This is a genomic window from Pseudomonadota bacterium, from assembly GCA_008501635.1.
Lineage (GTDB): Bacteria > Pseudomonadota > Gammaproteobacteria > QQUJ01 > QQUJ01 > QQUJ01.
Genome location: QQUJ01000010.1, coordinates 73,157 through 96,146, shown reverse-complemented (window position 1 = coordinate 96,146; position 22,990 = coordinate 73,157). Strand labels below are relative to the sequence as shown.

Sequence of the window (22,990 nt, the reverse complement as noted above, 5' to 3'; positions counted from 1 at the left end):
AACTATCAACGCTATGCTTGCCAAGCTTGAAATTATGCCCTCGATAGAGTCCCCTTCGATCGCATGAGCTTCACAGTCACACTGCAACCCAGCGGTCGACGCTTTTTGGTCGAGCACGGTGAAACCTTACTGGAGGCCGCGCTGCGCTCCGGGATATCGCTGGACTACAAATGCATCAATGGCACCTGCGGCGAGTGCCGGGCGCGCATCGTCAGCGGCGAAGTGGGCGCCATCGCGCAGCATGATTTCGTCATTCGCGAAGTCGACAAGCGCCAGGGTGTGGTCCTGCTGTGCCGCACGGTACCCGCCACGGATCTCGTCGTCGAGGCATTGGTGGCGCGAACGCCGGAGGACATCCCTCGGCAGACTGTCATAACTCGGGTGGATCGAATCGACGAACCGACGCCCCAGGTGCGCATTATTCAGTTGCGCACGCCACGCAGCCAGACGCTGCGGTTTCTGGCGGGACAAACCGCCAGCCTTGAAATCGACGGAGTGGCATCGAGCACGCGCGCCATCGCCAGCTGCCCGTGCAACGGAATGTTTCTGCAGTTCCATATTCGACGCAACGACGATGACCCGTTTGCCCGGCATGTGTTCGAAGCACTTCGACTCCGCGACTGCATCACCGTTGCGGGGCCTCAAGGTCGGTTTATCCTCGATGAGGAATCCACCCGCCCCCTCATTTTTCTTGCCCGTGGAACCGGGTTCGCACCCATCAAGAGCCTGATCGAGCAGTGCTTCAACCTTGAGCTGACCCAGTCGGTCACACTCTACTGGGACAGCGACTTCGCGCGGCAACCTTACCTCGCCAACTATTGCCGCTCCTGGGAAGATGCCTTCGACAATTTCCGCTATGTGCCGATGGTCGACGAGACCCGCCGGCGCACCCCCTCCGAGCAGCTCGCGCAGGTGGCGCGATGCATCTGCAGCGACCATCCTGACCTCGAGCGCAGCGATCTTTACGCCAGCATCGGAGAGAGCAACTTCGAAACCGCGCAAGGATTACTGCTTGAGGGCGATCTCCCGGCGAATCGGCTTTTTATCGATAGATCGCTGTGAGCCTGCCGCCGATTAAAAAGTACCGGGCAACCGGGCGCAATGCGGTGTGTTGCCGATCAGAAGGCCAGCGAGACGTCCCGATGCTCTGCCTGGCATGCTGCGATCTCCTCCGCTTCAGCGGTTGTCAAACGCTTCTGTTGCCGCAGTCCAATCGAGTGACGAATCACCGCCTCGTACTCATTCAGCGCGGACAGCAGCTGCGAGGAGGCGCGGGTCAGCCAGGCCACGTCGGCCCGATACTGCGCGATTCCCTGCGCCAACCACTCCAGCGCTTCCGCACCCCTGGGTGAGTCGCCACGCAACGCGCGTCGCGCTTTGTAGAGCAGGGACTTGGTTGCGCTGCCCCCCGCTATGCTTTCCAGCTGCCGTTCAACCGCCTGGATCGATTCGGTCGCTTGCGCGGCGGTTTGCTCATTGATCACTGATTGCAGCTGAACAATATCGCCTTCCAGGGCGGCCAGTTCACTGCTTTGGCTGAGGAGGTCGCGCAGGCCAACGATACCCTCGTAAGCCTCATCCACATTGCGCCGGTAGGCGAGGCGAGCCAGCTTCTCCTCCTTGGAGAGTTTGGAGTAGCCATCGTGTGTCGCTTTCCAATCACTGGGAATGCGCGCGGCAATCGCCTCCCTCTCGGCACGGACCCGCGCGATCCTGCTTTGCAAGCGCTGCGCCCGTTCCTCGTCGCCGCTGCTGGAGAACCAGTTGAGATTACGCTCGTGCTCCTCCAGCTTCTTCTCCATCTTGCGGATCTCGAACTGCATCTGGCGCACGTCGCGTTGCAGCGGACGATAGTCGACGGCGTATTCGCTCGCAACCGCCGTTGCCGCGCGTACCCGGGCGACATAATCAAACGTGGCGGCCGCCTTGGCCAGGCTCGCCTCCAGTTGATCGCGATAGTCCTTCGGCAGATAACCGATATCCAGCGCCTGCATCCTGGCAGTGGCGCGGCGCAGCTCTTCACCGCGCTCATCGTAGTAGTCGAAAAGGTAGTCTTCGAGGCAGTCCTGCAGGCGGGGATTCACCGGGGGCGGCGCTGTGTCCGATGTCAGGTAAGCACGCTGGGGCAGGTAGTTGACCAGACTCGGATAGACGCCGGCGACCGTCAAGCCGATCAGTTGCAGCACGATAAATGCCACCGCACCTTTGTAAATGTGCGTCGTCTTGACCTCCGGGGGTGACACACCCCGCAAATAGAACAGCGCAAAACCGAAGGGTGGTGTCAGAAACGACGTCTGGATATTGAGCCCCACCATCACACCCAGCCAAACCGCCGTGATGTTCGCGCTGGGGTCGGCCAAAAGAATGGGGGCGACGATGGGCACGACGACCACCGCAATCTCGATGAAGTCGAGAAAGAAACCGAGCAGGAAGATGACCGCCATGACAACGATGAACTGCGTCCAGAAACCGCCGGGCAGTCCGGTGAGGAAATCGCGCACCAACTCCTCGCCGCCGAAGGCGCGGAACGCCGAGGTCAGCATGGCAGCGCCGATGAGAATAATGAAGACCATGGACGTTGTGTGCGCCGTGGCCATCATCACTTCGCGCAAGGTGTTCTCGACCTTGTACGCCCGCCAGGCGCTCCAGGCGATGGCGGCGGACAGACCGGCCACACCGATTCCTGCCACCACGACGGCGAGCACGTCGGTCGCAGTTTGCATGTTCTTGACATTGATGGTGAAGAACGCCAGGGCCGAGAAAATAACGATGAGCGACGCAGACGCGAGTATCGCCGGGTAGTAGGCGTTGCGCTTGCCGGCAGCGAGACGATAGCTTCCCATGATCATCGCACCGATGGCGCCGATGGCCCCCGCCTGATTGACGGTCGCGATGCCGAGCACGATCGAACCCAACACGGCGAAGATCAGGGTCAGCGGTGGTACCAGCGCAAGGAATACCTTGAGAGCGAACTGACGATCGAACTTCCCTTCAAAATGCACCGGGGGCGCCGTTTTGGGGCGCACCAGAGCAGAGATCAGGATATACAGCATGTAGATGCCGACCAGCACCAGTCCGGGGATGAACGCGCCCATGAACATATCGCCCGCGCTGGCGGAGGTGATGTCGAACTCCGATGGCATGGAGAACTCGCCCGTCGCCTCCTTGAAATCGGCCTTGCGCATGGTGCTCGCCTGATCGACCGCGCTGGAGAGCTGATCGGCAAGAATGATCAGGACGATCGAGGGCGGGATGATCTGCCCCAGAGTCCCGGAGGCGCAGATCGTGCCGGTGGCCAATGTCTTGGAGTAGTTGTTACGCAGCATCGCGGGCAGGGAGATCAGCCCCATCGCAATCACCGTCGCGCCGACAATACCCGTTGTAGCGGCGAGTAACGCGCCTACGAAAACCACCGAGATACCCAGGCCGCCGGGGACGGGGCCGAACAGCTGCGCCATCGTGACCAGCAGATCCTCGGCGATCTTTGAACGCTGGAGCATGATGCCCATGAAGATAAACAGCGGGATCGCGATCAGCGTGTCGCGCTCCACATCCCAGTAGAGGCTGCGAAAGTTGGTAACACCCGCCGTCAACCACTGTACCGGCCCCCCCTGCGCGAAGTAGGCATCGGGATTGCCGGTGATGAAGTAGCCGAAGAGTGCGGCGATCGTAATGGTCAGGATGGCAGAACCGGGTAGCGCAAACGCCACGGGGAAACCGGAGGTCAGCGCTACAACCATCAGCAGTACGAGGAGGGCGAGAAAGACGAGTTCCATTGTTTTGCGTATGCCTCGCCTTATGATTCTGAAGTGACCATGGCCGGATGATACCCGTACCACACGCACCGGCGGTGCGCGCGGGCCATAGAACCCGCGAACATGATGCATCCGGCAGGCACGTCAGATCTCGGCATCCGTTGATTCCTGCTCGCCGTCCGGCTCACCACGAAGATCTGCCATGCAGGTCAGGAAATAACTCGCAAACTGCACCGCCATCGAGACCGCAAACACCACCAGGAAGCCGGCCATCAGATACTTGACGTACATGCCGTATCCGCTCTGCGATATTTCATAGGTCAGCAGCGGGCTGGTGATACTGCTGCCCCGGTCCGCCATCCCGGTACCAAGAATGACCCAACACAGCGGAATACCCAAAAAGAGCGATCCCAGCCCATTGGACCACGCCTTACCCCGCTTGCTGAAGTGCACATAGAGGACATCCACGCGCACATGGGCTTCGTGGACAAGGGCATGCGCGCTGGCAAACAGAAACAGCGCGGCGTACCAGAACCGGACCAGGTCTCCCATGAAGGCTTGTTCATAGGAAAAAACAAAGCGCGACAGCACGATCTGCGCTTCGGCAACCACCACCAGAAACGCCAGCCAGCTGAAGTTCACGGAGCGCACGAAAAAGGCGACAACAAGGGCCAGCACCACCAGCGGATAGTGGACGTAGAGCCCGCGGAACGAGGGACGCCCGAGATCGTTGATGCGTGTTTCACTCAGGAACGGACCCAAAAACCCTTCGACCCGTAGGAATGAGATCAGCATGTCGACGATTCCGACCGCGATCACAATCCAGACGGCAGCGCGGATGATGTAAGCGGAAAATGACGAGAGCATCCCGGCATCGGCGCGCAAGGCGCGATCGCGCGTCAAAAAAACGTAGCCGGCGATACCGGCGATAAAGCCGGGATAACTACTGGCCTGCAACAAACCCAGGGCGTAGACGCCACCCGTCAGCGGTTCATCGGGTTTGTCAAAGGCCGGCCAACCAAGCTGGCCGAGAAACGCGGCGGGGCCCGGCCACTCCCACCAGTAGGTAAGGACATTGTTAACGATAAAAAGAAGAGTGACCGCGACGATGGAGAGGGCGAGGATACGCAATAGCAAACCGGAGACAGCGCCTGGAACGGACTGCGGCAAGGTTGCGACGATATCAGTGTGGTTTTGCATCAATTGAGCGGCACAAAAAAGAGGAAAGCGGAGCGCTAACTCCGCTTTCCCTTGCTATCGTTACCTTCGCGTCAGAGTCCGAGAACCCGGTTACGCTGTGCGACGTACGCCTGGTCGGAGATTTTCGCCCAGGCGCCGACATCGGCGCGGGCTCGTACGAAACTCTCGTGGATGCGCTTGGCCAGCGGACTGTGCTCGCGTACGGTCTGGAAAACCGACTCGGCCGCTTCACCAAAGCTGTCGTAGATTTCGTCGCTGAACTCACGCAACTTGACGCCTTGCTCTTTTATGAGTTTGGCAAGGTACTCACCATTTTTCGCATTGTACTCGGCCATCATCACGTCGTTTTCCATCGACGCAGCCGCCTCAACCATCAACTTGTCGGATTTGGAGAGACCTTCCCAGAACTTCTTGTTTATCCCGACGGCCAGCATCGCACCCGGCTCGTGCATGCCCGGATAGTAGTAGTACTTGGCCGCCTCGTAGAACTTCATGAAGGCGTCGTTCCAGGGACCCACCCACTCGGTGGCATCGATCGATCCCGAAACGAGGTTCTCATAGATCTGACCGCCCGGCAGTGAAACCGGTGAAGCGCCGAGTTTGGCCATGACATCGCCACCCAGGCCGGGTATGCGCATCTTGAGGCCTTTGAGATCGGCGGCGGTATTGATCTCTTTGCGGAACCAACCCCCCATCTGCACGCCGGTATTGCCGCACATCACACCCTTGATGCCGAACTCGGCGCCGAGTTCATCCCACAACTCCTGCCCGCCGCCGAAGCGAATCCAGGCATTCATCTCGGTATAGGTCAGACCGAATGGCACCGCGGTGAAGTAGGCCCAACTGGGGTGCTTGCCTTTCCAGTAGTAATCGGCCCCGTGGTACATCTGGGCGTTACCGGATGCCACTTCGTCAAACGAATCGAAAGGCTTGACGCGCTCGCCGCCGGCAAAATAATTGACCTGCATGCGGCCACCGCTCATTTCCGCCAGGCGCGCGGCGAAACGCTGGGCGCCGGTGCCCAGCCCTGGGAAATCCCGCGGCCAGGTGGTGACCATGGTGATCTCGATGCGCTCCTTGGCAATAGCAGGTGCGGCGATCGTGGCCGCTCCGGCGACGGCCCCGAGGCCGACTGCGCTTTTTGTAATGAATTCTCGACGCTTCATTGGGACATTCCTCCTCAACTCTTAATTTTTATCATCCACAAGAAGGGGAAGGTCGGTCCCTCCCCGTAAACATGTTTGAGCGTAGTTGAGGCTATTGGGCAGCGCAACCTGTAGTTGTACTGCTCGCAACCCGCAAATCAGAATTCGATGACGATTTGCAGTGCAGCACGCCGCTGCGGTCAAACCAATCCCTCCCGGCTACTTGCGCCAGGCTTCGGGCAGGTTGCTCAGATCGAGTCCCCAGATTGCCGGCAAAACCACGGTCACGAACAGCGTTATCATCCCAAATCCGAGCAAGTTGAGCCAGATACCTGCACGCGCCATCTGCGGGATCGAGACACAGCGACTGGCAAACACCACGGCATTGGGCGGTGTCGCTACCGGTAACATAAAAGCGAACGAAGCGGCCAGCGCGGCCGCCGCCATCGGCCCCAGGGGATGGATACCGGCGCCCGCCGCGATGCTCGCAACGATCGGCAACAGCATGGTGGCGGTCGCGGTATTGGAGGTCACTTCGGTGAGAAAGATGGTAAGCAATGCGACCGCCGCAACGATTGCGACCCAACCCACGCCCGAGAGGCCGGCCAGTTGCGTGGCGATCCACTCCGCCAGGCCACTACGCGCAAAGCCATCGGCCAACGCAAACCCGCCACCAAAGAGCAGAATGATATCCCAGGGAATCTTCACCGCTGTCGGCCAGTCGAGCAGCCGCCCGCCGTGACCATCTTTAGCGGGGAGCAGAAACAGCGCGATGGCGCCCGCTATCGCGATGGATGAGTCCTGCAACTTCGCCAGCCACGTCCACGGCGCCAGTCCGTGCCCGATCCAGGCAGCCGCCACGCTCACGAAGACTGCCAACACCGCTTTTTCCTGAAAGGTCAGCGGCCCAATTCGTTGAATCTCGTTACGGATCGTCTCCTTGCCGGTACCGCGCACCCGCGGCAAGCGCGTAAAGGAAAGCCGCGTCAGATACCACCACGCCAGCACCAGCATCACCACACTCAGCGGCAGACCAAAGACAATCCAATCGGCAAAGGTGATCTTGAATCCGTAGAGCTTCTCCACCACTCCAGCCAGCACCGCATTGGGTGGCGTCCCGATCAGCGTTGCCACGCCGCCGATCGAAGCGGCATAGGCGATCCCCAACATCAGCGCCGTGCCGAAGGGGTTCACCAGCGGCTCGCCCGCATCCCGCTGCAACGCCTCGGGCGCGATCCGACTCAACACCGCCATACCGATGGGCAGCATCATCATGGTCGTTGCGGTATTGCTGAGCCACATGGAGAGAAATGCCGTGGCCACCATAAAACCCAGCACCACGCGGTGCGGGCTGGTGCCGACGATGCGGATGGTGTGCAGCGCGATACGCCGGTGCAGATTCCAACGTTCCAGCGTCGCCGCTATCCAGAAGCCGCCGAGAAAAAGAAAGATCAAATGATGAGCATAGTTGGCCGCCACCGCGCCAGCACTCCCTACGCCCAAGAGGGGGAACAACACGATGGGTAACAACGCCGTCGCCGGAATGGGGATCGCCTCGGTGATCCACCAGATGGCCATCAGCAATGCCACTGCAGCGGTGAATTGAGCCACGTCAGTCAGCCCTTGCGGACTGGGCGCCCACACCACAAACAGGAAAACAACGGGCCCAACTATCAACCCTACGCGACCAAGCGAAGGTCGTTTTACAGAGCCCTGCTGCTGCCATTCAGCCGGTGGCATAAGTAGCGCGCCAGGAACCCAAACCGCGAATCACGTTCGTCTTAATCATCCACCAGCCGCTGCCCCTGCAAAGAGAACCCGCTTCTACAACGCCAATGCGTATCCGATCCCAAACAACAGCAATAGTCTACCCGTCCAGGGCGGAAGCGATTGTCTCGCATCGGTATAAAGGTGACGCATCACAGGTATCAGTAGCGGCACGGGTAAAATCAACCAGAGCGGATTGGACAACAATCCGATCAGCGAATAGACGATCGACAGCGCGAACGCGGCTAACGCCAGCGCCCAAAAGAGGCCCCGCGCCCTGGCCAGCCCTATCCTCACCGCCAGCGTGGCGACGCCCTCGCCGCGATCGCGTTCAATGTCGCGGATTTCGTTGCTGAGCAGCAACAGGGAAACCAGGCAGCTGACCGGCAGTGCATGCCAGAAGACCTGCCACGAAAGCGTGCCCGTCACGGCCAGATAGGCGCCCTCCACCATCATCACGCCCATCAACCAGAAGACCATCATCACGCCCAGGCCGCGGCGTTTGTAATTGATGGGCTCCAGGGTATAGGCGAAGGCGCCGATGACGCCGGCGATGCCGATGGTCAGCAGGGGCCAGCCACGCAGCATCACCAACGCCAGGCCGATCCCGACGGCGATGCCGAAACAGATCAGGCCCAGGCGATAGCTCAGGCGTATCCTGGCGCGCCTGGTCTTCGTTGCGGGCGCATCGCCCCGCAACAGGTGCAGATCCGAACGGTCGTTGATGAGATTGACGCCGATCTGCAGCAGCAATCCCGCGACCAGCACACCGACCACGATCAGCAGAGGCGCCACGGTTTCGCGCAGTCCCAGGTAAACCCCCAGGCCACAGCTGACCACCGCGACCACCAGGGAGAAGGGACGCGCCGATTTAACCAGCGACAAGGTTTCGTTGGTCATGAAGGCGCGCGACCGCTACCAGCAACAAAATGGGGATCAGCATCAACAGGCCGTACATCACCGGTACGATGGACATGGTCGGGTTGGCCAACACGCCCTGGGTCACAACCAGCGCCATGCCGCCGTGCTGCATGCCTACCTCGATGCTGATGGTCTTGGTCTGCGCGGTATCGAGTCGGCCGATACGCGCCACCGCCCAACCCAACGCCATGGCGCAGACGATCATCACGAGGCAGACTACACCCGACAGAGCGAGAAACTGGGCCAGGCGTTCCCACTGATCGATTACCATCGACAGTATCACTGTGGCGAACAGCACTACCGACGCCCGATGCACCGATGGCTGCCAGCGTCGGCATGCCGCCGGTCTGCGCGACTTCCAGATCATGCCAATCAAAACCGGCAGCAGTACAACCACGGCGAGCTGCAGCATGGTCGTCACCACCGGGAAGGGCACCGGCTGTGCGGCGCCCATCTGCCACTCCAGCACCCAACGGGTAAGCAACGGAACGGTAAACGGCGTCACTACCGAGGCAACCGCGGTCAGGCTGATCGACAGCGCGACATCGGCACGCGCCAGGTAGGAAAAGAGATTGCTCGTCGTGCCGCTGGGACAGAAACTCAGCACGAGGAGCCCTACCGCCAACTCCCCGGGCAGCTTGAACAACTCGACCAACACCAGCGCCAACAGCGGCAACAGCACCAGTTGGGCGGAGAACCCGAGAGCGAAAGCCCGTGGCCGATTCACCACCCGACGAAAATCGCCCGCCCCCAGAGTCATGCCCATGCCCAGCATCACCGCGAACAAGGCGACCGGCAGGCCGATCCGAATTATCAGTGCCAGTTCCATCCCGAAATACCGCGCCCTTTCCAAAAAACCCAGTCAGTGTATCGGTCTCTTCCCTGGCCCACCACCCGATTGGCCGATGACCGACGCGATAGCTTTCCCCGGGCTTGAATCCATGGCCGCCACTCCTGTCGCAAGCCCACCGCCAGCATCGAATCACGGCGGCTGCCCAACCAGTCTGCGGCTTCCACTCTTGACGCGGAGATCTCGCCGGTGTCTTATTTCCCGTCGTGACCTGCGAGTCACTTTCCTGGGCGTTCGCCCGGGCGCCTTGGCGATCCCCTCGGGGCCGCCACTTTCTACTTAACCCGCAACCAGAGGTTTCAATCATGTCGCAGAATGCCACGCTGACCATTGGTAACGAGCAGTTCGAATTCCCCATTACGGAGGGCAACGAAGGCGAACGCGGCATCGACATCCGGGAATTGCGCAACCGTACCGGCCTCATCACCCTCGATCCCGGCTACGGCAACACCGGCAGCTGCGAAAGCGCCATCACCTTCATCGATGGTGAAAAGGGCATCCTGCGCTATCGCGGCATTCCCATCGAACAGTTCGAGGCGACGCCCAACTTCGTCGAAGTGGCGTGGCTGTTGATCTTCGGGCGGCTCCCAACGGAGGACGAATACAAAGGCTTCTCGGCGCTGCTCACCGATCACGCCAACATCGACGAGTCGATGAAGCACCACTTCGCGGGCTTCCCGCGCACCGCTCCCCCCATGGCCATACTCTCGGCCATGATCAACGCGCTCTCCTGCTTCTATCCGGAGCTTTTCGAGCTCGAGGATCATGATCTTTTTCAGCTCGCCGCCGCGCGCCTGATCAGTAAAGTGCGCACCATCGCGGCCTTCGCCTATCGCCGCTCCAAGGGCCAGCCCTACATCTACCCGGACCCGGCGCTGCGTTACGTGCCCAACTTCCTGCACATGATGTTCTCGCAGCCCTACTCGCAGCATCTCTGCTCGGAGACGGTGCGCGATGCGCTCAACCTGATCCTGATCCTGCACGCCGATCACGAACAGAACTGCTCTACCTCCACGGTGCGCATGGTCGGCTCCAGTCAGGCCAATCTGTTTGCTTCCTGCGCCGCCGGCGTCTGCGCGCTGTGGGGGCCGCTGCACGGCGGCGCCAACGTCGAGGTGCTCAACATGCTGGAAGATATCCACCGCGGCAACACCTCGGCCGAGGAGTACGTGAAACTGGCAAAGGCCAAGGACAGCAAGGTGCGCCTGATGGGTTTCGGACACCGCGTTTACAAAAACTTCGACCCGCGCGCCAGGATCCTGGGCCGCATCGCCGAAAAGCTGCTGCCGCAGCTGGAGGTCCACGATCCGCTGCTCGACATCGCCCGCAAGCTCGAAGAGATCGCGCTCAAGGATCCCTACTTCATCGACCGCAACCTCTATCCCAACGTCGACTTCTACAGCGGCATCATTCTGCGCGCCATCGGCATCCCGACCAATATGTTTACCGTCATCTTCGCCATCGGCCGCCTGCCGGGCTGGATCGCGCACTGGCGCGAGCAGGATGAAACCCTGGGCACCAAGATCGCGCGGCCGCGCCAGATCTATACCGGCAATACCGTGACCGACTACGTGCCGATCGAGAAGCGGGTGAGCGGCTGAACGATCCAGGAGGGTGGTAACAGCACGACACCCCTTCGGAACCAGGGAGCTGATCACCGCCAGGCACTATACTGTCCCAGGCGTTACCGCTGAATAGCAGGAGATGGCCATGAAAACAGTGTCGACCCCCTTGATGAGCTGCGCCTTGGCGCTGGCTGTCTTGACGGCGCCATTGGCCGTCAATCTGCTCGGCCACTCCAGTCACGGCGTCGCGCTGGCGGCCAAGGGTGGCAATGGAGGAGGCAATGGCCACGGCGGCGGACTCGGCAACAACGGCAAGGGCAACGCCTTCGGTCATGACAGGCAGGGCCAGGAAACCCGCGGCAACGGCAAAGCTAGGAGTCATAGCGACAATCTTGGCAACAGCCGGGGCAGGATCACCAGCACCTTGGGACGCCTGAACGCCGCCCATGCCTCAACCAACGCGCGGGCCAACGCGTCACCCCATTCTGCCGTGGGGCGCGTTGCGGCCTATGAGGCGGCTGCACGCGTCAACGCCGCGGTGACCACCCTGAACGATCCCGATTCCACTCAGGCGCAGATTGATGCCGCCCGAGAAACGCTTGCCACGCTCGGCCTCGACCCGAGTAGTCCGCCCTCACCCGAGGAGGCGGCGACCGCCGAAGTGGAAGCCCTGGCTGCGGCCGCCAACAAAAGCATTGCGCCCCTTGGGCCCGATGACGACCAGGATGGCAACATGGTCAGCGACGCCATCCAGGGGCGGGTCAACGCCCTACTGGGTCTCGACGCCAACCAGTAGCTCGACACCGGGGGGAAACCGCATGAAACAGGCCGCACTCATCGGCGCCCTCGCCGCCTCACCCGCGCGGGCGAAGAAAAAGCACGACCCGCTTACTACCGGCCTGTAGAAGAAGGCGGCCGAGGGCCAACCGCTGCCGCCGGGCCGGCAGAAGAAACTGGCGGTAGGGACCAGCCTCGACACACAGATCTATCACGTCGGTCAGGTGGTGATGCCGGCGGATGATCAGGGCCTGCTCACCATCCGCGTCGCGGGCGGACTGATTCGGCGCTTCGAGGCGACGCGGGAGATCGTCGGGATCCTCGAGTAGCCCTAGGAGAACCAACGTCGCAGAGTGTCGATAAAAGGCGACGGCAGGGTACCGTTGGCACGGCGCAGCAGGTCCAGAATCTCGGGTGTGAGCACGATCTCGCCCTCGTCCCCCGGCAGACCCAGAAAACGCGCCAGCGCCGCTGCGCTTCGCGCCCCCCAAACCCCATCCACGGGACCCGGATCGTAACCGAGGTGTGCCAGCGTCACCTGCACGTAGGTGATGGCCGGCGGCGATTGCCAGCCGTCTTTCCCGAGAAAAACGCGCGCCGGCGCACCCCCTGACTGCCCCGCCAGCTTGCGTTCCAGCGGCTGCGCCTGCGGGTGGTTCTGGCGGGCAGCCAGGCCCAGCCAGCCCCGCGCCCGCAGCGGCTGCTTCGGAACACCCAGCCCGGAGGAGTAGCAGACCCCCAGGCTGAACTGAGCCGCCGCCAGACCCTGCTGGGCAGAGCGCCCATACCACATGGCGGCCCACGCCGGATCAGGCGCAACGCCCCAGCCGTTAAGGTAGATATCGCCGAGATGATACTGAGCGTTGGCATCGCCCTGATAAGCCGCCTGCTCCAACCAATAGCGGGCCCGGGGATAGCTCTGACGCACACCCCGCCCCACATGGTAGGCCATGCCGAGAAAATACTGCGCCTTGCGGTGACCCTGCTCCGCGGCCTGCTCGAAGAGACGGTTGGCGGCGGCGTAATCCTGCTCGGCCTCCGGAGCGCCGAGCCGCACCAACGCCTGCTGATAGAGCGACTCGGCATCCGGCGCCGATGCCTCGCTCTCCCAGGAGGAGGAGAGATTGCGCTGCGCACAGGCGCTCAGCAAGACCGCGAGCAACGGAATCATCCAAACGCGAGGCCAGGTCGCCCTCATGACACGTGTGAAAAACAGGGGGCGGAACCCCACCCCCTGCAGCTCCGTTTACAACCGCTCGTAGACCGCGGCGATGCCCTGGCCACCGCCGATGCACATGGTCACCAGCCCGTACCTGCCGCCGATGCGCTGCAGTTCGTAGAGCGCCTTGACGGTCAGCACGGCACCCGTCGCGCCGACCGGATGGCCCAACGCCACCGCACCGCCGTTGGGGTTGGTCTTGGCCGGATCGAACTCCAGGCCCTTGCAGACCGCCAGCGCCTGGGCGGCAAAGGCTTCGTTGGACTCGATCACATCGAGATCCGCGACGCTCAACCCGGCGCGCGCCAGCGCCACCTTGACCGCGGGTATCGGGCCTTCACCCATGTAAGCCGGATCGACACCGGCAAAGCCATAGGAGACCAGCCGGGCGATGGGCTTGAGCCCCTGCTTCTCGGCCACTGACGCCTCGGCCAGCACGACCGCCGCCGCGCCGTCGTTGATCCCGGAAGCATTGCCCGCCGTGACGCTGCCGTCCTTCTTGAAGACCGCACGCAGCTTGGCCATGCCTTCGAGCGTGGCGTCAGCGCGGGCATGTTCATCGGTGTCGAAGATCGTGGTGCCTTTGCGGGTTTTCAGCTCCACCGGCACGATCTGCTCCTTGAAGCGTCCTTCGGTAATGGCCGCGATGGCACGGCGGTGACTCTCCACCGCAAACTCATCCTGGGCCTCGCGGGTCAGACCCCACTTCTCCGCGACGTTCTCGGCCGTGACACCCATATGCACGGTAGCGAAGGGATCGGTGAGCGCACCCACCATCATATCGACCATCGCGGCATCGCCCATGCGCGCACCCCAGCGGGCCGCCGGCAATGTATAGGCCGCCCGGCTCATGGACTCGGTGCCGCCGCCCACAGCGAAGTCGGCATCACCCAGCATCACCAGCTGCGCGGCGGATACGATCGCCTGCAGACCCGAACCGCAGAGGCGATTGACCGTCAGCGCCTGCGAGTGGTGCGACATGCCGCCGTTGATACAGGCCACGCGTGAGGCGTACATATCCTTCGCTTCACCGTGGATGACATTGCCGATCACACCATGGTTGATCTGGTCAGGATTGACCTGGGAGCGGGCGATCGCCTCGCGCACCGCGATCGCACCCAACTCGGTGGCGCCCAACTCTTTCAGAGATCCGCCGTAATCGCCAATCGCCGTGCGCACGCCGCTCAGCACCACCACATCACGTCTATTGCTCATCCTTACATCCTTTCACAACCTGTCGGGAGTTTTGATTTCCCCAAACGCAGTGGCCAGTGTCTGGCTTCTTCTGAGTTCGATTTGAGCCTCTGAATCACAGTCCGGAGAGACGCTATAGATCCAGCACCTCTCGCAACCAGGTTCCGATATCACGGATCTCTTCGGCACACACCGCATGCTCCATGCGGTAGCTGTGCAGACGCGCAGGATACCCCAGATCCTCCAGCACGCGACAGGAACGCGAACCATGCAGGTAGGGCACAACGGGATCATGAAGCCCGTGCCCCATGAATATCGGTGTGCCCCGGTTCGCCGCGCTCGCCTCTGCGGCCAGATCGCCGGCCAGAGGTAGATAGGTGGAGAGTGCCAGTATCCCGGCCAAGGGCAGCGGGTAACGCAGTCCTGCATGCAGGGCAATGGCGCCACCCTGGGAGAATCCCGCCACCACGAGGCGCTGCGCATCGATGCCGCGACCGCGTTCGCGATCGATCAGGTCGACCAACCGCGCTGCGGAGGCGCGGATACCCGCCGCATCCTGGCGCGCCGTGATATCCACCTCAGCGAGGTCGTACCAGGCCGGCATCACCATCCCACCATTGATGGTCACCGCCCGTTCCGGCGCGTGGGGGAAAACAAAACGCACACCGTGATCCGACGGCAGGTCCAACTCCGCGACGATCGGCGCGAAGTCGTGGCCGTCGGCACCCAGGCCATGAAGCAGAATCACCGTGGCGACGGCCGCACCGCACGGCGCGTCGAGCTCCAATGTCGCTAGGGGTGTTTCAGGCATGGAAGGGTCACTGGCTGGCGGGCGACCTCTGAAGAATAGCAGCCGCTTCCGGCGACGGTGGTTAGGCAGCGACCGGCAGGGCGTTTATACTGGCCGCCGTTGCCGCCACCCGACCACCCATCGGAACCTGAAGCCTATGCCCCGTCCGGCTTTCGCGCTGTTCGCATTGTTACTCGCCACCCTGCTGGCACTTTCCGCGTGCGGCCAGACCGGCGCGCTCTACCTGCCGGATGATCAATCCGAAACTGTTCAGCGCGACAAGAAACAACCCGAGTAGCCCTAACCGCGGACACGCCATGGATCATTTCGAATACCGCAACGGCACGCTGCACGCCGAAGATGTCGACCTGCACCGTATCGCCGCCCAGTACGGCACCCCCTGCTATGTCTACTCGCGCGCCACCCTGGAGCGCCACTGGCGGGCCTTCGACGACGCCTTTGCCGATACTGACCACCTGATCTGTTACGCGGTGAAGGCAAACTCCAACCTTGGTGTTCTCAACGTCCTCGTGCGGCTCGGTTCAGGCTTCGATATCGTCTCGCTCGGCGAACTGGAGCGCGTGCTCAAGGCCGGGGGCGATCCTGCCAGAATCCTCTTCTCCGGCGTTGGCAAACGAGTCGACGAGATGCGTCGCGCGCTGGAAGTGGGCATTCACTGTTTCAACGTTGAGTCCGAGGCCGAACTGGAACAACTCGACCAATTGGCGCGCGCAATGGGCAAGCGGGCCCCGGTTTCGCTGCGCGTCAATCCCGATGTCGACGCGCAGACCCACCCCTACATTTCCACCGGACTCAAAGAGAACAAGTTCGGCATCGACATCGCCACCGCCGAGCGCGTCTACCAGCGCGCCGCGGAGATGGCGGGTATCGAGATCGTGGGGGTGGATTGTCACATCGGCTCACAGCTCACGCAGCTCAGCCCCTTTACCGAGGCGCTGGATCGGATGCTGGCGTTGATCGCGCGGCTGGCCGATCGCGGCATCGCCATCAAGCACATCGATCTCGGCGGCGGGCTTGGCATCCCCTACCGTGACGAGCAGCCCCCGGCACCGGCCCAGTACAGCGCGGCGCTCTACGAACGCCTCGGCGACCTGCCCTACACGCTGATCGTCGAACCCGGGCGCGCCATCGCCGGCAACGCCGGGATACTGCTGACCCGGGTCGAATACCTCAAACAGACGCCACACAAGAATTTCGCCATCGTCGATGCGGCGATGAACGACCTCATCCGCCCCGCTCTCTATCAGGTCTGGCAAGCCATCCTGCCGGTGATCGAGCACGGCATGGGTGACAGGCGTGTCTACGACGTGGTCGGACCGGTATGCGAAACCGGCGACTGGCTGGGCAAGGAGCGCGAGTTGGCCGTCGTCACCGGCGACCTGCTGGCGGTACGCTCGGCGGGCGCCTACGGATTCGTGATGAGTTCCAACTACAACGCGCGGCCGCGCGCGGCCGAGGTGATGGTGGACGGCGATCAGACCTATCTGGTGCGCGAGCGCGAGTCGATCGAAGACCTCTACGCCGGCGAACACCTGCTGCCGCGCGACGCGTCATGATCGAGCGTATTCCCGAGCCCGAACTGATGGGCGAGGAGGCGCAGGCCCGCGCCTACTCGGAAGCCGATTTCGCCGAACCCCACGACAACTTCGTCGCCCAGTTCCTGGAACGCTTCCCGCGCTTACCGGTGGGTGCGCAAGTGCTGGACATGGGCTGCGGCCCGGCCGACATCACCTGCCGCTTCGCCCGCGCCATTCCCGAGTGCCGGATCGACGGGGTCGACGGCGCGGCCGCGATGCTGCGTTTCGGTGAGCAGCGTGTTCAGGATTCGGGGCTCGGCGGGCGCATTCGCCTCATCGAAGGTTATCTGCCCGGCGCCACACTGCCACGGGAACGTTACGAAGTACTGATCTCCAACAGCCTGTTGCATCATCTGCCCGACCCTCAAACCCTGTGGTCTACCGTCAATCGCCATGCCGCGGCCGGCGCCATCGTCTTCATCATGGATTTGATGCGCCCAGCCAGCCGCGAACGCGCCCAAGCGTTGGTGGATCACTACACGGCCGGCGAACCCGAGGTTCTGCGCCGTGATTTCTACCACTCGTTGTTGGCCGCCTTCACCCCTGCCGAAGTGCAAACACAGCTGACGGCCGCCTCGCTGGGACAGCTCGAACTCGAGGTCATCAACGATCGACACCTGATCGTCAGTGGTCGCATCTAGCGTTTTCTTGCCGGCAATCCGCACGGTTCCCATCCCTCCGGCATCCCGGTAATCTGTGAGCATGCAACGCAATTTCACCAAGATGCACGGCCTGGGCAACGATTTCGTCGTCTTCGACGCGATCAGCCAACCCCTGCGGCTCACACCCGAACAGATCCGTCGTATCGCAGATCGCCACTTCGGTATCGGCTGTGATCAGGTGCTGGTGGTGGAGCCACCGCGCAGCGATGCGGCCGATTTCGGCTACCGCATCTACAACGCCGACGGGGGTGAGGTCGAGCAGTGCGGCAACGGCGCGCGCTGTTTTGCACGCTTCATTCACGAACAGGGTCTCACGGACAAGGCCGAGGTTGTCGTCGAAACCTCATCCCGCCTGATTCGCCTGTCGCGGCCCGTCGATAACCAGGTCACGGTGGATATGGGCGTGCCTGTTCTCGAACCCGCGCGCATCCCTTTCGACGCGCCGACGCGTCAGGCACGCTACCCGCTCAAGCTTGAAGGCGGCGCCGTCGAGATTGGCGCCGTATCGATGGGTAACCCGCACGCGGTACTGCAGGTCAGCGACGTCGAAACCGCGCCCGTCAGCGAGCTGGGCGCGCTCATCGAGCACCATCCGCGCTTCCCGCAGCGGGTCAATGTCGGATTCATGCAGGTCGTCACACCCACCCACATTCGGCTGCGGGTGTTCGAACGCGGCGTTGGCGAGACGCTCGCCTGCGGTACCGGCGCCTGCGCGGCGGTGGTCGTCGGTAATCTGCAGGGCTTGCTGCAGTCGCAGGTCGAGGTCGACCTGCGCGGTGGCAGACTTGTGTTAAGCTGGCCCGGTGAAGGCGCATCGGTGCATATGACCGGCCCGGCTGAGCGGGTATTCCAGGGGCAGATCGAATTATGAGCACGCAGCAGCAGCGCGAAGAACCCTCCGAAGAGATCAGCGAATCATTGGTAGCCGGTTACCTGGCACGCCATCCCGATTTCTTTGCCAACCACCCGAACCTGCTCTCCGAAATTCAACTTTCTCACAACTGCGGTTCAGCGGTATCGCTCATCGAACACCAGGTTGAGGCGCTGCGCGCTCAAAACCGCCAGCTGCGCAACAAGCTGATGGAGTTGGTCGACGTGGCGCGCGATAACGATCGCACCAACGAACGCCTGCACCGGCTTTCCGTCGCACTGCTGGGCAGCAGCGGTCCCGAAGAGACGGTAGGCACCCTGAACGACAGTCTGCGCGAGGTCTTCGGTGCCGACGCCGTCACACTGCGCATCTTTGGCGATCCCGACAACGATACGCTGGGCCCTTATCGCGTGGCACGCGACGATCTGGCGCTGGTCCCCTTCGTCGAGTTCTTCCGCAACCCAAAACCGCAATGCGGACGGCTGAAACCGGCCCAGCTGGAGTATCTGTTCGGCGATCGCGCAGCGGAAATCAAATCGGCCGCCCTGATCCCGCTCGCCGCCGACGAGCCCCTGGGTTTCCTTGCCGTGGGCAGCTGCGATGCCGAGCGTTTCCTGCTCGCCATGGGCACCATCTTCCTCGCCCGCCTCGGTGAACTGATCGGCTATCTGTTGAAACCCCACGTGGCATGAACGCATCGGCCGGGCAGTGGTTGGAGCGTTTCATCCACCACCTGCAACACGAACGGCGCCTCTCACCGCTGACCTGTGAAAACTACCGCCGCGACCTTGCGTCCCTGAGCCTGCATTGCGACCAGGAGGGTGTCGATCAATGGCAGGGTGTCGATGCGCATCTGATGCGCCGCTACGTCGCGGCCCGCCATCGTCGCGGCATCGGCCCACGCAGTCTGCAGCGGGCGCTCTCGGCGATACGCAGCTTCTACCATTACCTGCTGCGTGAGGGGGAGGTGGGACACAATCCGGCGATCGGTATCCCTGCACCCAAAGCCGCTCGCAAGCTGCCGCAGACCCTCGACGTCGATCAGGTGGCGGGGCTGATGGAGATTCCAGGCGATGATCCCCTGACGGTGCGTGACCGGGCGATGCTGGAACTGACCTATTCCTGCGGACTGCGATTGGCGGAGCTGTTGTCGCTGAACCTGGGCGACGTGGACCTCGGCGATGCCACCGCGCGCGTCACCGGCAAGGGAAACAAAACACGGATCCTGCCGGTCGGACGCCAGGCGCGCCAGGCGCTGCGCGAGTGGCTGAAGGCGCGGGCCGGTGTGCAAAGCGATCCCGCGGAGCAGGCGCTGTTTCTCAGTCGCCGGGGCACTCGACTGAGCCATCGCGGTTTTCAGGAGCGCCTGCGCTATTGGGCGCGCCGCCAGGGCACGCCGGGGCGCATTCATCCCCACCTGCTGCGCCACTCCTTCGCCAGTCACCTGCTGGAATCGAGTGGCGATCTGCGTGCGGTGCAGGAGTTACTGGGCCACGCCGATATCAGCACCACCCAGATCTATACCCATGTGGATTTCCAGCATCTGGCGCGAGTCTACGACCAGGCCCATCCCCGCGCCAAGAAGCGTCGGGGGTGAGGGATTTATTGAATCCATCTCGCGCAAAGCCGCCAAGACGCCAAGATCGCTAAGGGATCAAGGGTGAAAGACAGGGTTGTTTGTAAGAGCGAGCCAGCTTGCTCCCGCGATTGGTTGTCAAGGCGTTCGGTTTCTTTGCGCCCTTGGCGTCTTGACGGCTTTGCGCGAGACCAGTTGATTAGAACCTAAGCCTGTTCACCGAGCCAATCACGTGGTTTGAGGTAGACCGAGTAGAGCGCCGATTCGGGGGTGCCCGGTTCGGGATGCCAGTCGTAGCGCCATTTCACCAGGGGCGGCAGTGACATCAGGATCGATTCGGTGCGTCCGCCCGATTGCAGTCCAAAGGTCGTGCCACGATCATAGACCAGGTTGAACTCCACATAGCGTCCCCGCCGGTAGAGCTGAAAATCGCGTTCACGGTCACCGTACACGGTCGCCTTGCGGCGTGCTACGATGGGCAGATAGGCCTTCAGGTAGTGCTCACCCACCTGGCGCACGAATTGGAAGGTGCGGGCGAAACCCCATTCGTTGAGATCGTCGAAGAAAAGCCCACCCAGTCCACGCGGTTCGTTGCGGTGTTCGATGAAGAAATACTCGTCACACCACTGCTTGAAACGCGGGTAGACCTTGGCGCCGAACGGCGTGCAGGCGGCCTGTGCCGTGCGATGCCAGTGCACGGCATCCTCTTCGAAGCCGTAGTAGGGCGTCAGGTCGAAACCGCCGCCGAACCACCATAACGGTTCGCACCCCTCACGCTCGGCAAGAAAGAAGCGCAGGTTCATGTGCGAAGTCGGCACATAGGGGTTGTGCGGATGCGCCACCAGGGAGATGCCGGTCGCGCGAAAACCGCTCCTCACCAGATCGGGACGCCGCTCCGAAGCGGCGGGCGGGAGGCGCGGCCCGAGCACGTCGGAGAAGTTGACCCCCACCTGTTCGAATACCGCGCCCTCGCTCAGTACACGGCTACGGCCGCCACCACCCTCATCGCGCTCCCACTTGTCTTCGCGAAACTGACCCGCGCCGTCTTCGTGCTGAAAAGCGGCGCAGATACGCTCCTGAAGATCGCGAAAATAGCCAACGACGGCATCAATGTAAGTGGAGTCACCCATGCACGAGGTCCACAAGAATGTGCCCGGGGTCTGTCAACGCACCCTAACTCGTGATTTCGAGGATCGTCGCGGCAACGGTGAACCCTGATCCGTCGGGTGCCGGATCGCAGCGGGACACCTGGGCCAGCGCCGCGAGTGCGCCAGTGATGCTGCTCTGCGGTTCGATGCGGATGTTCAGCCCGGTGCCAATCTCCAGGGACTCCTGAAGCTCCATCAGCACGCCGCTGGCGCTCAGGTTGCGGCAGATGCCGTGCCCGTCCTGCTGACTGCCGGTCACCCGAAAGCTGATCGGGCAATCTACCGCCATGCGGTAGAAATCGCGTTTCTCATCGTAGTTGCGTTCGTCGCGATTCATGCCGTCCCCCACCTCAGTAGTCGGCCGATCCGTGGTTGGTCTGGTGCCGTTCCAAGCATAACCCATTCCTCCCAGGGGCGGTACGATACGGCGGATACCCATCTGTTTGGGTATCATGCCTGCAAGCACTATCGGGCCATAGAGCGTGACATCCCACGCATACCATTGATCATACCGGGGAATACGCGTCACCCCGATGCAGGTAAACTAGACGCTTACTGCTAGTGAGAATCGGTGTATTCCCAACCCTGATGCTGGAGTTGCAATGAAGTGTGTCGACGATTTCCGCCTGCAACTGGGCGGCCGGGAATGCGTACCGATCATGATCGGTGGAATGGGCGTGGACATCTCCACCGTGGACCTGGCCTTGGTCGCCGCCCGCCTCGGGGGCATCGGCCACATCTCCGACGCCATGGTGCCCACCGTCTCCGACAGGCGTTACAAGACCCGCTTCGTCAAAGACAAGCTCGAAAAGTACAAACTCAACGTCGACAATCGCGACAAGACCAACATCCATTTCGATCTCGGCGAACTCGCCGAAGCGACACGCCTGCACGTCAACAAGGCCATGGAGGCCAAGCAGGGCGAGGGACTCATCTTCGTCAACTGCATGGAGAAACTCTCCATGAACAATCCGCGCGAAACCCTCAGAGTGCGGCTCGAGGCGGCGATGAACGCGGGTATCGACGGCATCACCCTGAGCGCCGGACTGCACCTCGGCTCGTTCGGATTGATCGCCGATCATCCGCGCTTTCACGACTGCCAGTTGGGCATCATCGTCTCCTCCGCGCGCGCGCTGAACCTCTTTCTGCGCAAGAACAGCGCACTCAATCGCCTACCCGATTACATCATCGTCGAGGGTCCCCTGGCGGGAGGACATCTCGGCTTCGGCGTCGACGACTGGTTCAAATACGACCTGCACACCATCACCGTGGAGGTGATGGCGTTCCTCAAAGAGAAGGAGTTGAACATCCCGGTCATACCGGCAGGCGGCATCTTCACAGGAACCGATGCGACGGCGTACATGGAGATGGGCGCCGCCGCCGTTCAGGTCGCCACCCGCTTCACCGTCGCCAGGGAGTGCGGCCTGCCGGCGAAGGTGCAACAGGAATATTTCAAAGCCAACGAGGAAGACATCGAGGTCAACACCCTCTCGCCCACCGGTTACCCGATGCGCATGATCAGCTCCTGCCCCGCCATCGGCTCCGGCATCCGCCCCGGCTGCGAGGCCTACGGCTACCTGCTCGACAGCAAAGGCAACTGCGCCTACATCGAAGCTTACAATCGCGCCATCGAGAAGAATCCGGGCGTCAAGAGCAAGGAGCTGGTGGTGCCCGACAAGACCTGTCTCTGTACCCACATGCGCAATTTCGCCTGTTGGACGTGCGGGCATTACACCTACAAGTTGAAAGAGACGACGCATCGGCTAGCGGATGGGTCGTATCAGTTGTTGGATGCGGAGCATATCTTTCGGGATTATCAGTTCAGTAAGGATCACAAGGTGATGTTGCCGGAGTTGTCAAGCGACAAGTGACACGGAGCTGCGTCCTGGCAAGTTTGAGCTGGAAACGTTCGCTGTTCCCCCAAACCCAATGCGTCCTTGCGCAAAGCAGCA

At 62.0% G+C, this 22,990-nt stretch carries 21 protein-coding genes; 10 read left to right on the top strand and 11 right to left on the bottom strand.

The window, feature by feature from the left end:
• Positions 1 to 63: 63 nt before the first annotated feature.
• Entirely contained in the window at positions 64 to 1,062 is a 999-nt protein-coding gene (locus DWQ09_02880; protein ID KAA3629219.1) for a flavodoxin oxidoreductase, read from the top strand.
• Positions 1,063 to 1,118: 56 nt separating this feature from the next.
• Here DWQ09_02880 and DWQ09_02875 read toward each other — a convergent pair whose 3' ends face one another.
• The 6 genes from DWQ09_02875 to DWQ09_02850 form a co-directional block, all read right to left on the bottom strand.
• Positions 1,119 to 3,776 (bottom strand): C4-dicarboxylate ABC transporter permease, encoded by a 2,658-nt coding sequence (locus DWQ09_02875; GenBank protein ID KAA3629218.1) that lies wholly within the window; start codon positions 3,774 to 3,776, stop codon positions 1,119 to 1,121.
• 123 nt (positions 3,777 to 3,899) lie between these two features.
• A complete protein-coding gene (locus DWQ09_02870) occupies positions 3,900 to 4,955 on the bottom strand; it encodes a hypothetical protein (GenBank protein KAA3629823.1) in 1,056 nt (351 codons plus the stop codon).
• 71 nt (positions 4,956 to 5,026) lie between these two features.
• Positions 5,027 to 6,121, bottom strand: a complete 1,095-nt coding sequence (locus DWQ09_02865; GenBank protein KAA3629217.1) for an ABC transporter substrate-binding protein — start codon at positions 6,119 to 6,121, stop codon at positions 5,027 to 5,029.
• A 198-nt stretch (positions 6,122 to 6,319) separates the two neighbouring features.
• Positions 6,320 to 7,840 (bottom strand): SLC13/DASS family transporter, encoded by a 1,521-nt coding sequence (locus DWQ09_02860; GenBank protein KAA3629216.1) that lies wholly within the window; start codon positions 7,838 to 7,840, stop codon positions 6,320 to 6,322.
• An 84-nt stretch (positions 7,841 to 7,924) separates the two neighbouring features.
• On the bottom strand, positions 7,925 to 8,767 hold the full coding sequence (locus DWQ09_02855; GenBank protein ID KAA3629215.1) for a prenyltransferase: 843 nt from the start codon (positions 8,765 to 8,767) through the stop codon (positions 7,925 to 7,927).
• On the bottom strand, positions 8,739 to 9,617 hold the full coding sequence (locus tag DWQ09_02850; GenBank protein KAA3629214.1) for a bile acid:sodium symporter family protein: 879 nt from the start codon (positions 9,615 to 9,617) through the stop codon (positions 8,739 to 8,741). The genes DWQ09_02855 and DWQ09_02850 overlap by 29 nt, the downstream gene beginning before the upstream one ends.
• 326 nt (positions 9,618 to 9,943) lie before the next feature.
• On the opposite strand from DWQ09_02850, the gene DWQ09_02845 reads away from it, so the two are divergent.
• Together DWQ09_02845 and DWQ09_02840 are read left to right on the top strand one after the other, a co-directional pair.
• On the top strand, positions 9,944 to 11,239 hold the full coding sequence (locus tag DWQ09_02845) for a citrate synthase (protein KAA3629213.1): 1,296 nt from the start codon (positions 9,944 to 9,946) through the stop codon (positions 11,237 to 11,239).
• A 109-nt stretch (positions 11,240 to 11,348) separates the two neighbouring features.
• A complete protein-coding gene (locus tag DWQ09_02840; protein KAA3629212.1) occupies positions 11,349 to 11,999 on the top strand; it encodes a hypothetical protein in 651 nt (216 codons plus the stop codon).
• A gap of 312 nt (positions 12,000 to 12,311) precedes the next feature.
• On the opposite strand, the gene DWQ09_02835 is transcribed toward DWQ09_02840, so the two are convergent.
• The 3 genes from DWQ09_02835 to DWQ09_02825 all read right to left on the bottom strand — a co-directional run bounded on the left by DWQ09_02835 (position 12,312) and on the right by DWQ09_02825 (position 15,204).
• Positions 12,312 to 13,211, bottom strand: a complete 900-nt coding sequence (locus DWQ09_02835; protein KAA3629211.1) for a hypothetical protein — start codon at positions 13,209 to 13,211, stop codon at positions 12,312 to 12,314.
• A 15-nt stretch (positions 13,212 to 13,226) separates the two neighbouring features.
• Complete coding sequence (locus DWQ09_02830; protein KAA3629210.1) at positions 13,227 to 14,414, bottom strand: acetyl-CoA C-acyltransferase; 1,188 nt, start codon at positions 14,412 to 14,414, stop codon at positions 13,227 to 13,229.
• A 112-nt stretch (positions 14,415 to 14,526) separates the two neighbouring features.
• Positions 14,527 to 15,204, bottom strand: coding sequence for a carboxylesterase (locus DWQ09_02825; protein ID KAA3629209.1), 678 nt, complete (start codon positions 15,202 to 15,204; stop codon positions 14,527 to 14,529).
• Positions 15,205 to 15,340: 136 nt separating this feature from the next.
• Between DWQ09_02825 and DWQ09_02820 the strand changes: the two genes are divergently transcribed.
• The 6 genes from DWQ09_02820 to xerC all read left to right on the top strand — a co-directional run bounded on the left by DWQ09_02820 (position 15,341) and on the right by xerC (position 19,911).
• Positions 15,341 to 15,481, top strand: a complete 141-nt coding sequence (locus DWQ09_02820; protein KAA3629208.1) for a lipopeptide — start codon at positions 15,341 to 15,343, stop codon at positions 15,479 to 15,481.
• 19 nt (positions 15,482 to 15,500) lie between these two features.
• Positions 15,501 to 16,760 (top strand): diaminopimelate decarboxylase, encoded by a 1,260-nt coding sequence (gene lysA, locus DWQ09_02815; GenBank protein KAA3629207.1) that lies wholly within the window; start codon positions 15,501 to 15,503, stop codon positions 16,758 to 16,760.
• Complete coding sequence (locus DWQ09_02810; GenBank protein KAA3629206.1) at positions 16,757 to 17,422, top strand: class I SAM-dependent methyltransferase; 666 nt, start codon at positions 16,757 to 16,759, stop codon at positions 17,420 to 17,422. Before lysA ends, DWQ09_02810 begins: the two co-directional genes overlap by 4 nt.
• A gap of 61 nt (positions 17,423 to 17,483) precedes the next feature.
• Entirely contained in the window at positions 17,484 to 18,314 is an 831-nt protein-coding gene (locus DWQ09_02805; protein ID KAA3629205.1) for a diaminopimelate epimerase, read from the top strand.
• On the top strand, positions 18,311 to 19,006 hold the full coding sequence (locus DWQ09_02800) for a DUF484 family protein (protein ID KAA3629204.1): 696 nt from the start codon (positions 18,311 to 18,313) through the stop codon (positions 19,004 to 19,006). The genes DWQ09_02805 and DWQ09_02800 overlap by 4 nt, the downstream gene beginning before the upstream one ends.
• Positions 19,003 to 19,911 (top strand): tyrosine recombinase XerC, encoded by a 909-nt coding sequence (gene xerC / locus DWQ09_02795; protein ID KAA3629203.1) that lies wholly within the window; start codon positions 19,003 to 19,005, stop codon positions 19,909 to 19,911. The genes DWQ09_02800 and xerC overlap by 4 nt, the downstream gene beginning before the upstream one ends.
• Before the next feature lie 185 nt (positions 19,912 to 20,096).
• Here the strand turns inward: xerC and DWQ09_02790 are convergent, their stop codons facing one another.
• Together DWQ09_02790 and DWQ09_02785 are read right to left on the bottom strand one after the other, a co-directional pair.
• The gene (locus DWQ09_02790) at positions 20,097 to 21,020 is read right to left on the bottom strand and encodes an oxygen-dependent coproporphyrinogen oxidase (protein KAA3629202.1); all 924 of its coding nucleotides are present in this window, start codon (positions 21,018 to 21,020) and stop codon (positions 20,097 to 20,099) included.
• Between the two features lie 43 nt (positions 21,021 to 21,063).
• The gene (locus tag DWQ09_02785; protein ID KAA3629201.1) at positions 21,064 to 21,492 is read right to left on the bottom strand and encodes a PilZ domain-containing protein; all 429 of its coding nucleotides are present in this window, start codon (positions 21,490 to 21,492) and stop codon (positions 21,064 to 21,066) included.
• Positions 21,493 to 21,640: 148 nt separating this feature from the next.
• Between DWQ09_02785 and DWQ09_02780 the strand changes: the two genes are divergently transcribed.
• Positions 21,641 to 22,909 carry a nitronate monooxygenase gene (locus DWQ09_02780; GenBank protein KAA3629200.1) on the top strand — a complete coding sequence of 423 codons (1,269 nt, stop codon included), beginning with the start codon at positions 21,641 to 21,643 and terminating at the stop codon, positions 22,907 to 22,909.
• Positions 22,910 to 22,990: the final 81 nt, after the last annotated feature.

Bases quoted from the DNA above. Each gene is read 5' to 3' on its own strand.
- DWQ09_02880 (KAA3629219.1), top strand. From the start codon at position 64: ATGAGCTTCACAGTCACACTGCAACCCAGCGGTCGACGCTTTTTGGTC.
- DWQ09_02875 (KAA3629218.1), bottom strand. From the start codon at position 3,776: ATGGAACTCGTCTTTCTCGCCCTCCTCGTACTGCTGATGGTTGTAGCG.
- DWQ09_02870 (KAA3629823.1), bottom strand. From the start codon at position 4,955: ATGCAAAACCACACTGATATCGTCGCAACCTTGCCGCAGTCCGTTCCA.
- DWQ09_02865 (KAA3629217.1), bottom strand. From the start codon at position 6,121: ATGAAGCGTCGAGAATTCATTACAAAAAGCGCAGTCGGCCTCGGGGCC.
- DWQ09_02860 (KAA3629216.1), bottom strand. From the start codon at position 7,840: ATGCCACCGGCTGAATGGCAGCAGCAGGGCTCTGTAAAACGACCTTCG.
- DWQ09_02855 (KAA3629215.1), bottom strand. From the start codon at position 8,767: ATGACCAACGAAACCTTGTCGCTGGTTAAATCGGCGCGTCCCTTCTCC.
- DWQ09_02850 (KAA3629214.1), bottom strand. From the start codon at position 9,617: ATGGAACTGGCACTGATAATTCGGATCGGCCTGCCGGTCGCCTTGTTC.
- DWQ09_02845 (KAA3629213.1), top strand. From the start codon at position 9,944: ATGTCGCAGAATGCCACGCTGACCATTGGTAACGAGCAGTTCGAATTC.
- DWQ09_02840 (KAA3629212.1), top strand. From the start codon at position 11,349: ATGAAAACAGTGTCGACCCCCTTGATGAGCTGCGCCTTGGCGCTGGCT.
- DWQ09_02830 (KAA3629210.1), bottom strand. From the start codon at position 14,414: ATGAGCAATAGACGTGATGTGGTGGTGCTGAGCGGCGTGCGCACGGCG.
- DWQ09_02825 (KAA3629209.1), bottom strand. From the start codon at position 15,204: ATGCCTGAAACACCCCTAGCGACATTGGAGCTCGACGCGCCGTGCGGT.
- DWQ09_02820 (KAA3629208.1), top strand. From the start codon at position 15,341: ATGCCCCGTCCGGCTTTCGCGCTGTTCGCATTGTTACTCGCCACCCTG.
- lysA (KAA3629207.1), top strand. From the start codon at position 15,501: ATGGATCATTTCGAATACCGCAACGGCACGCTGCACGCCGAAGATGTC.
- DWQ09_02810 (KAA3629206.1), top strand. From the start codon at position 16,757: ATGATCGAGCGTATTCCCGAGCCCGAACTGATGGGCGAGGAGGCGCAG.
- DWQ09_02805 (KAA3629205.1), top strand. From the start codon at position 17,484: ATGCAACGCAATTTCACCAAGATGCACGGCCTGGGCAACGATTTCGTC.
- DWQ09_02800 (KAA3629204.1), top strand. From the start codon at position 18,311: ATGAGCACGCAGCAGCAGCGCGAAGAACCCTCCGAAGAGATCAGCGAA.
- xerC (KAA3629203.1), top strand. From the start codon at position 19,003: ATGAACGCATCGGCCGGGCAGTGGTTGGAGCGTTTCATCCACCACCTG.
- DWQ09_02790 (KAA3629202.1), bottom strand. From the start codon at position 21,020: ATGGGTGACTCCACTTACATTGATGCCGTCGTTGGCTATTTTCGCGAT.
- DWQ09_02785 (KAA3629201.1), bottom strand. From the start codon at position 21,492: ATGATACCCAAACAGATGGGTATCCGCCGTATCGTACCGCCCCTGGGA.
- DWQ09_02780 (KAA3629200.1), top strand. From the start codon at position 21,641: ATGAAGTGTGTCGACGATTTCCGCCTGCAACTGGGCGGCCGGGAATGC.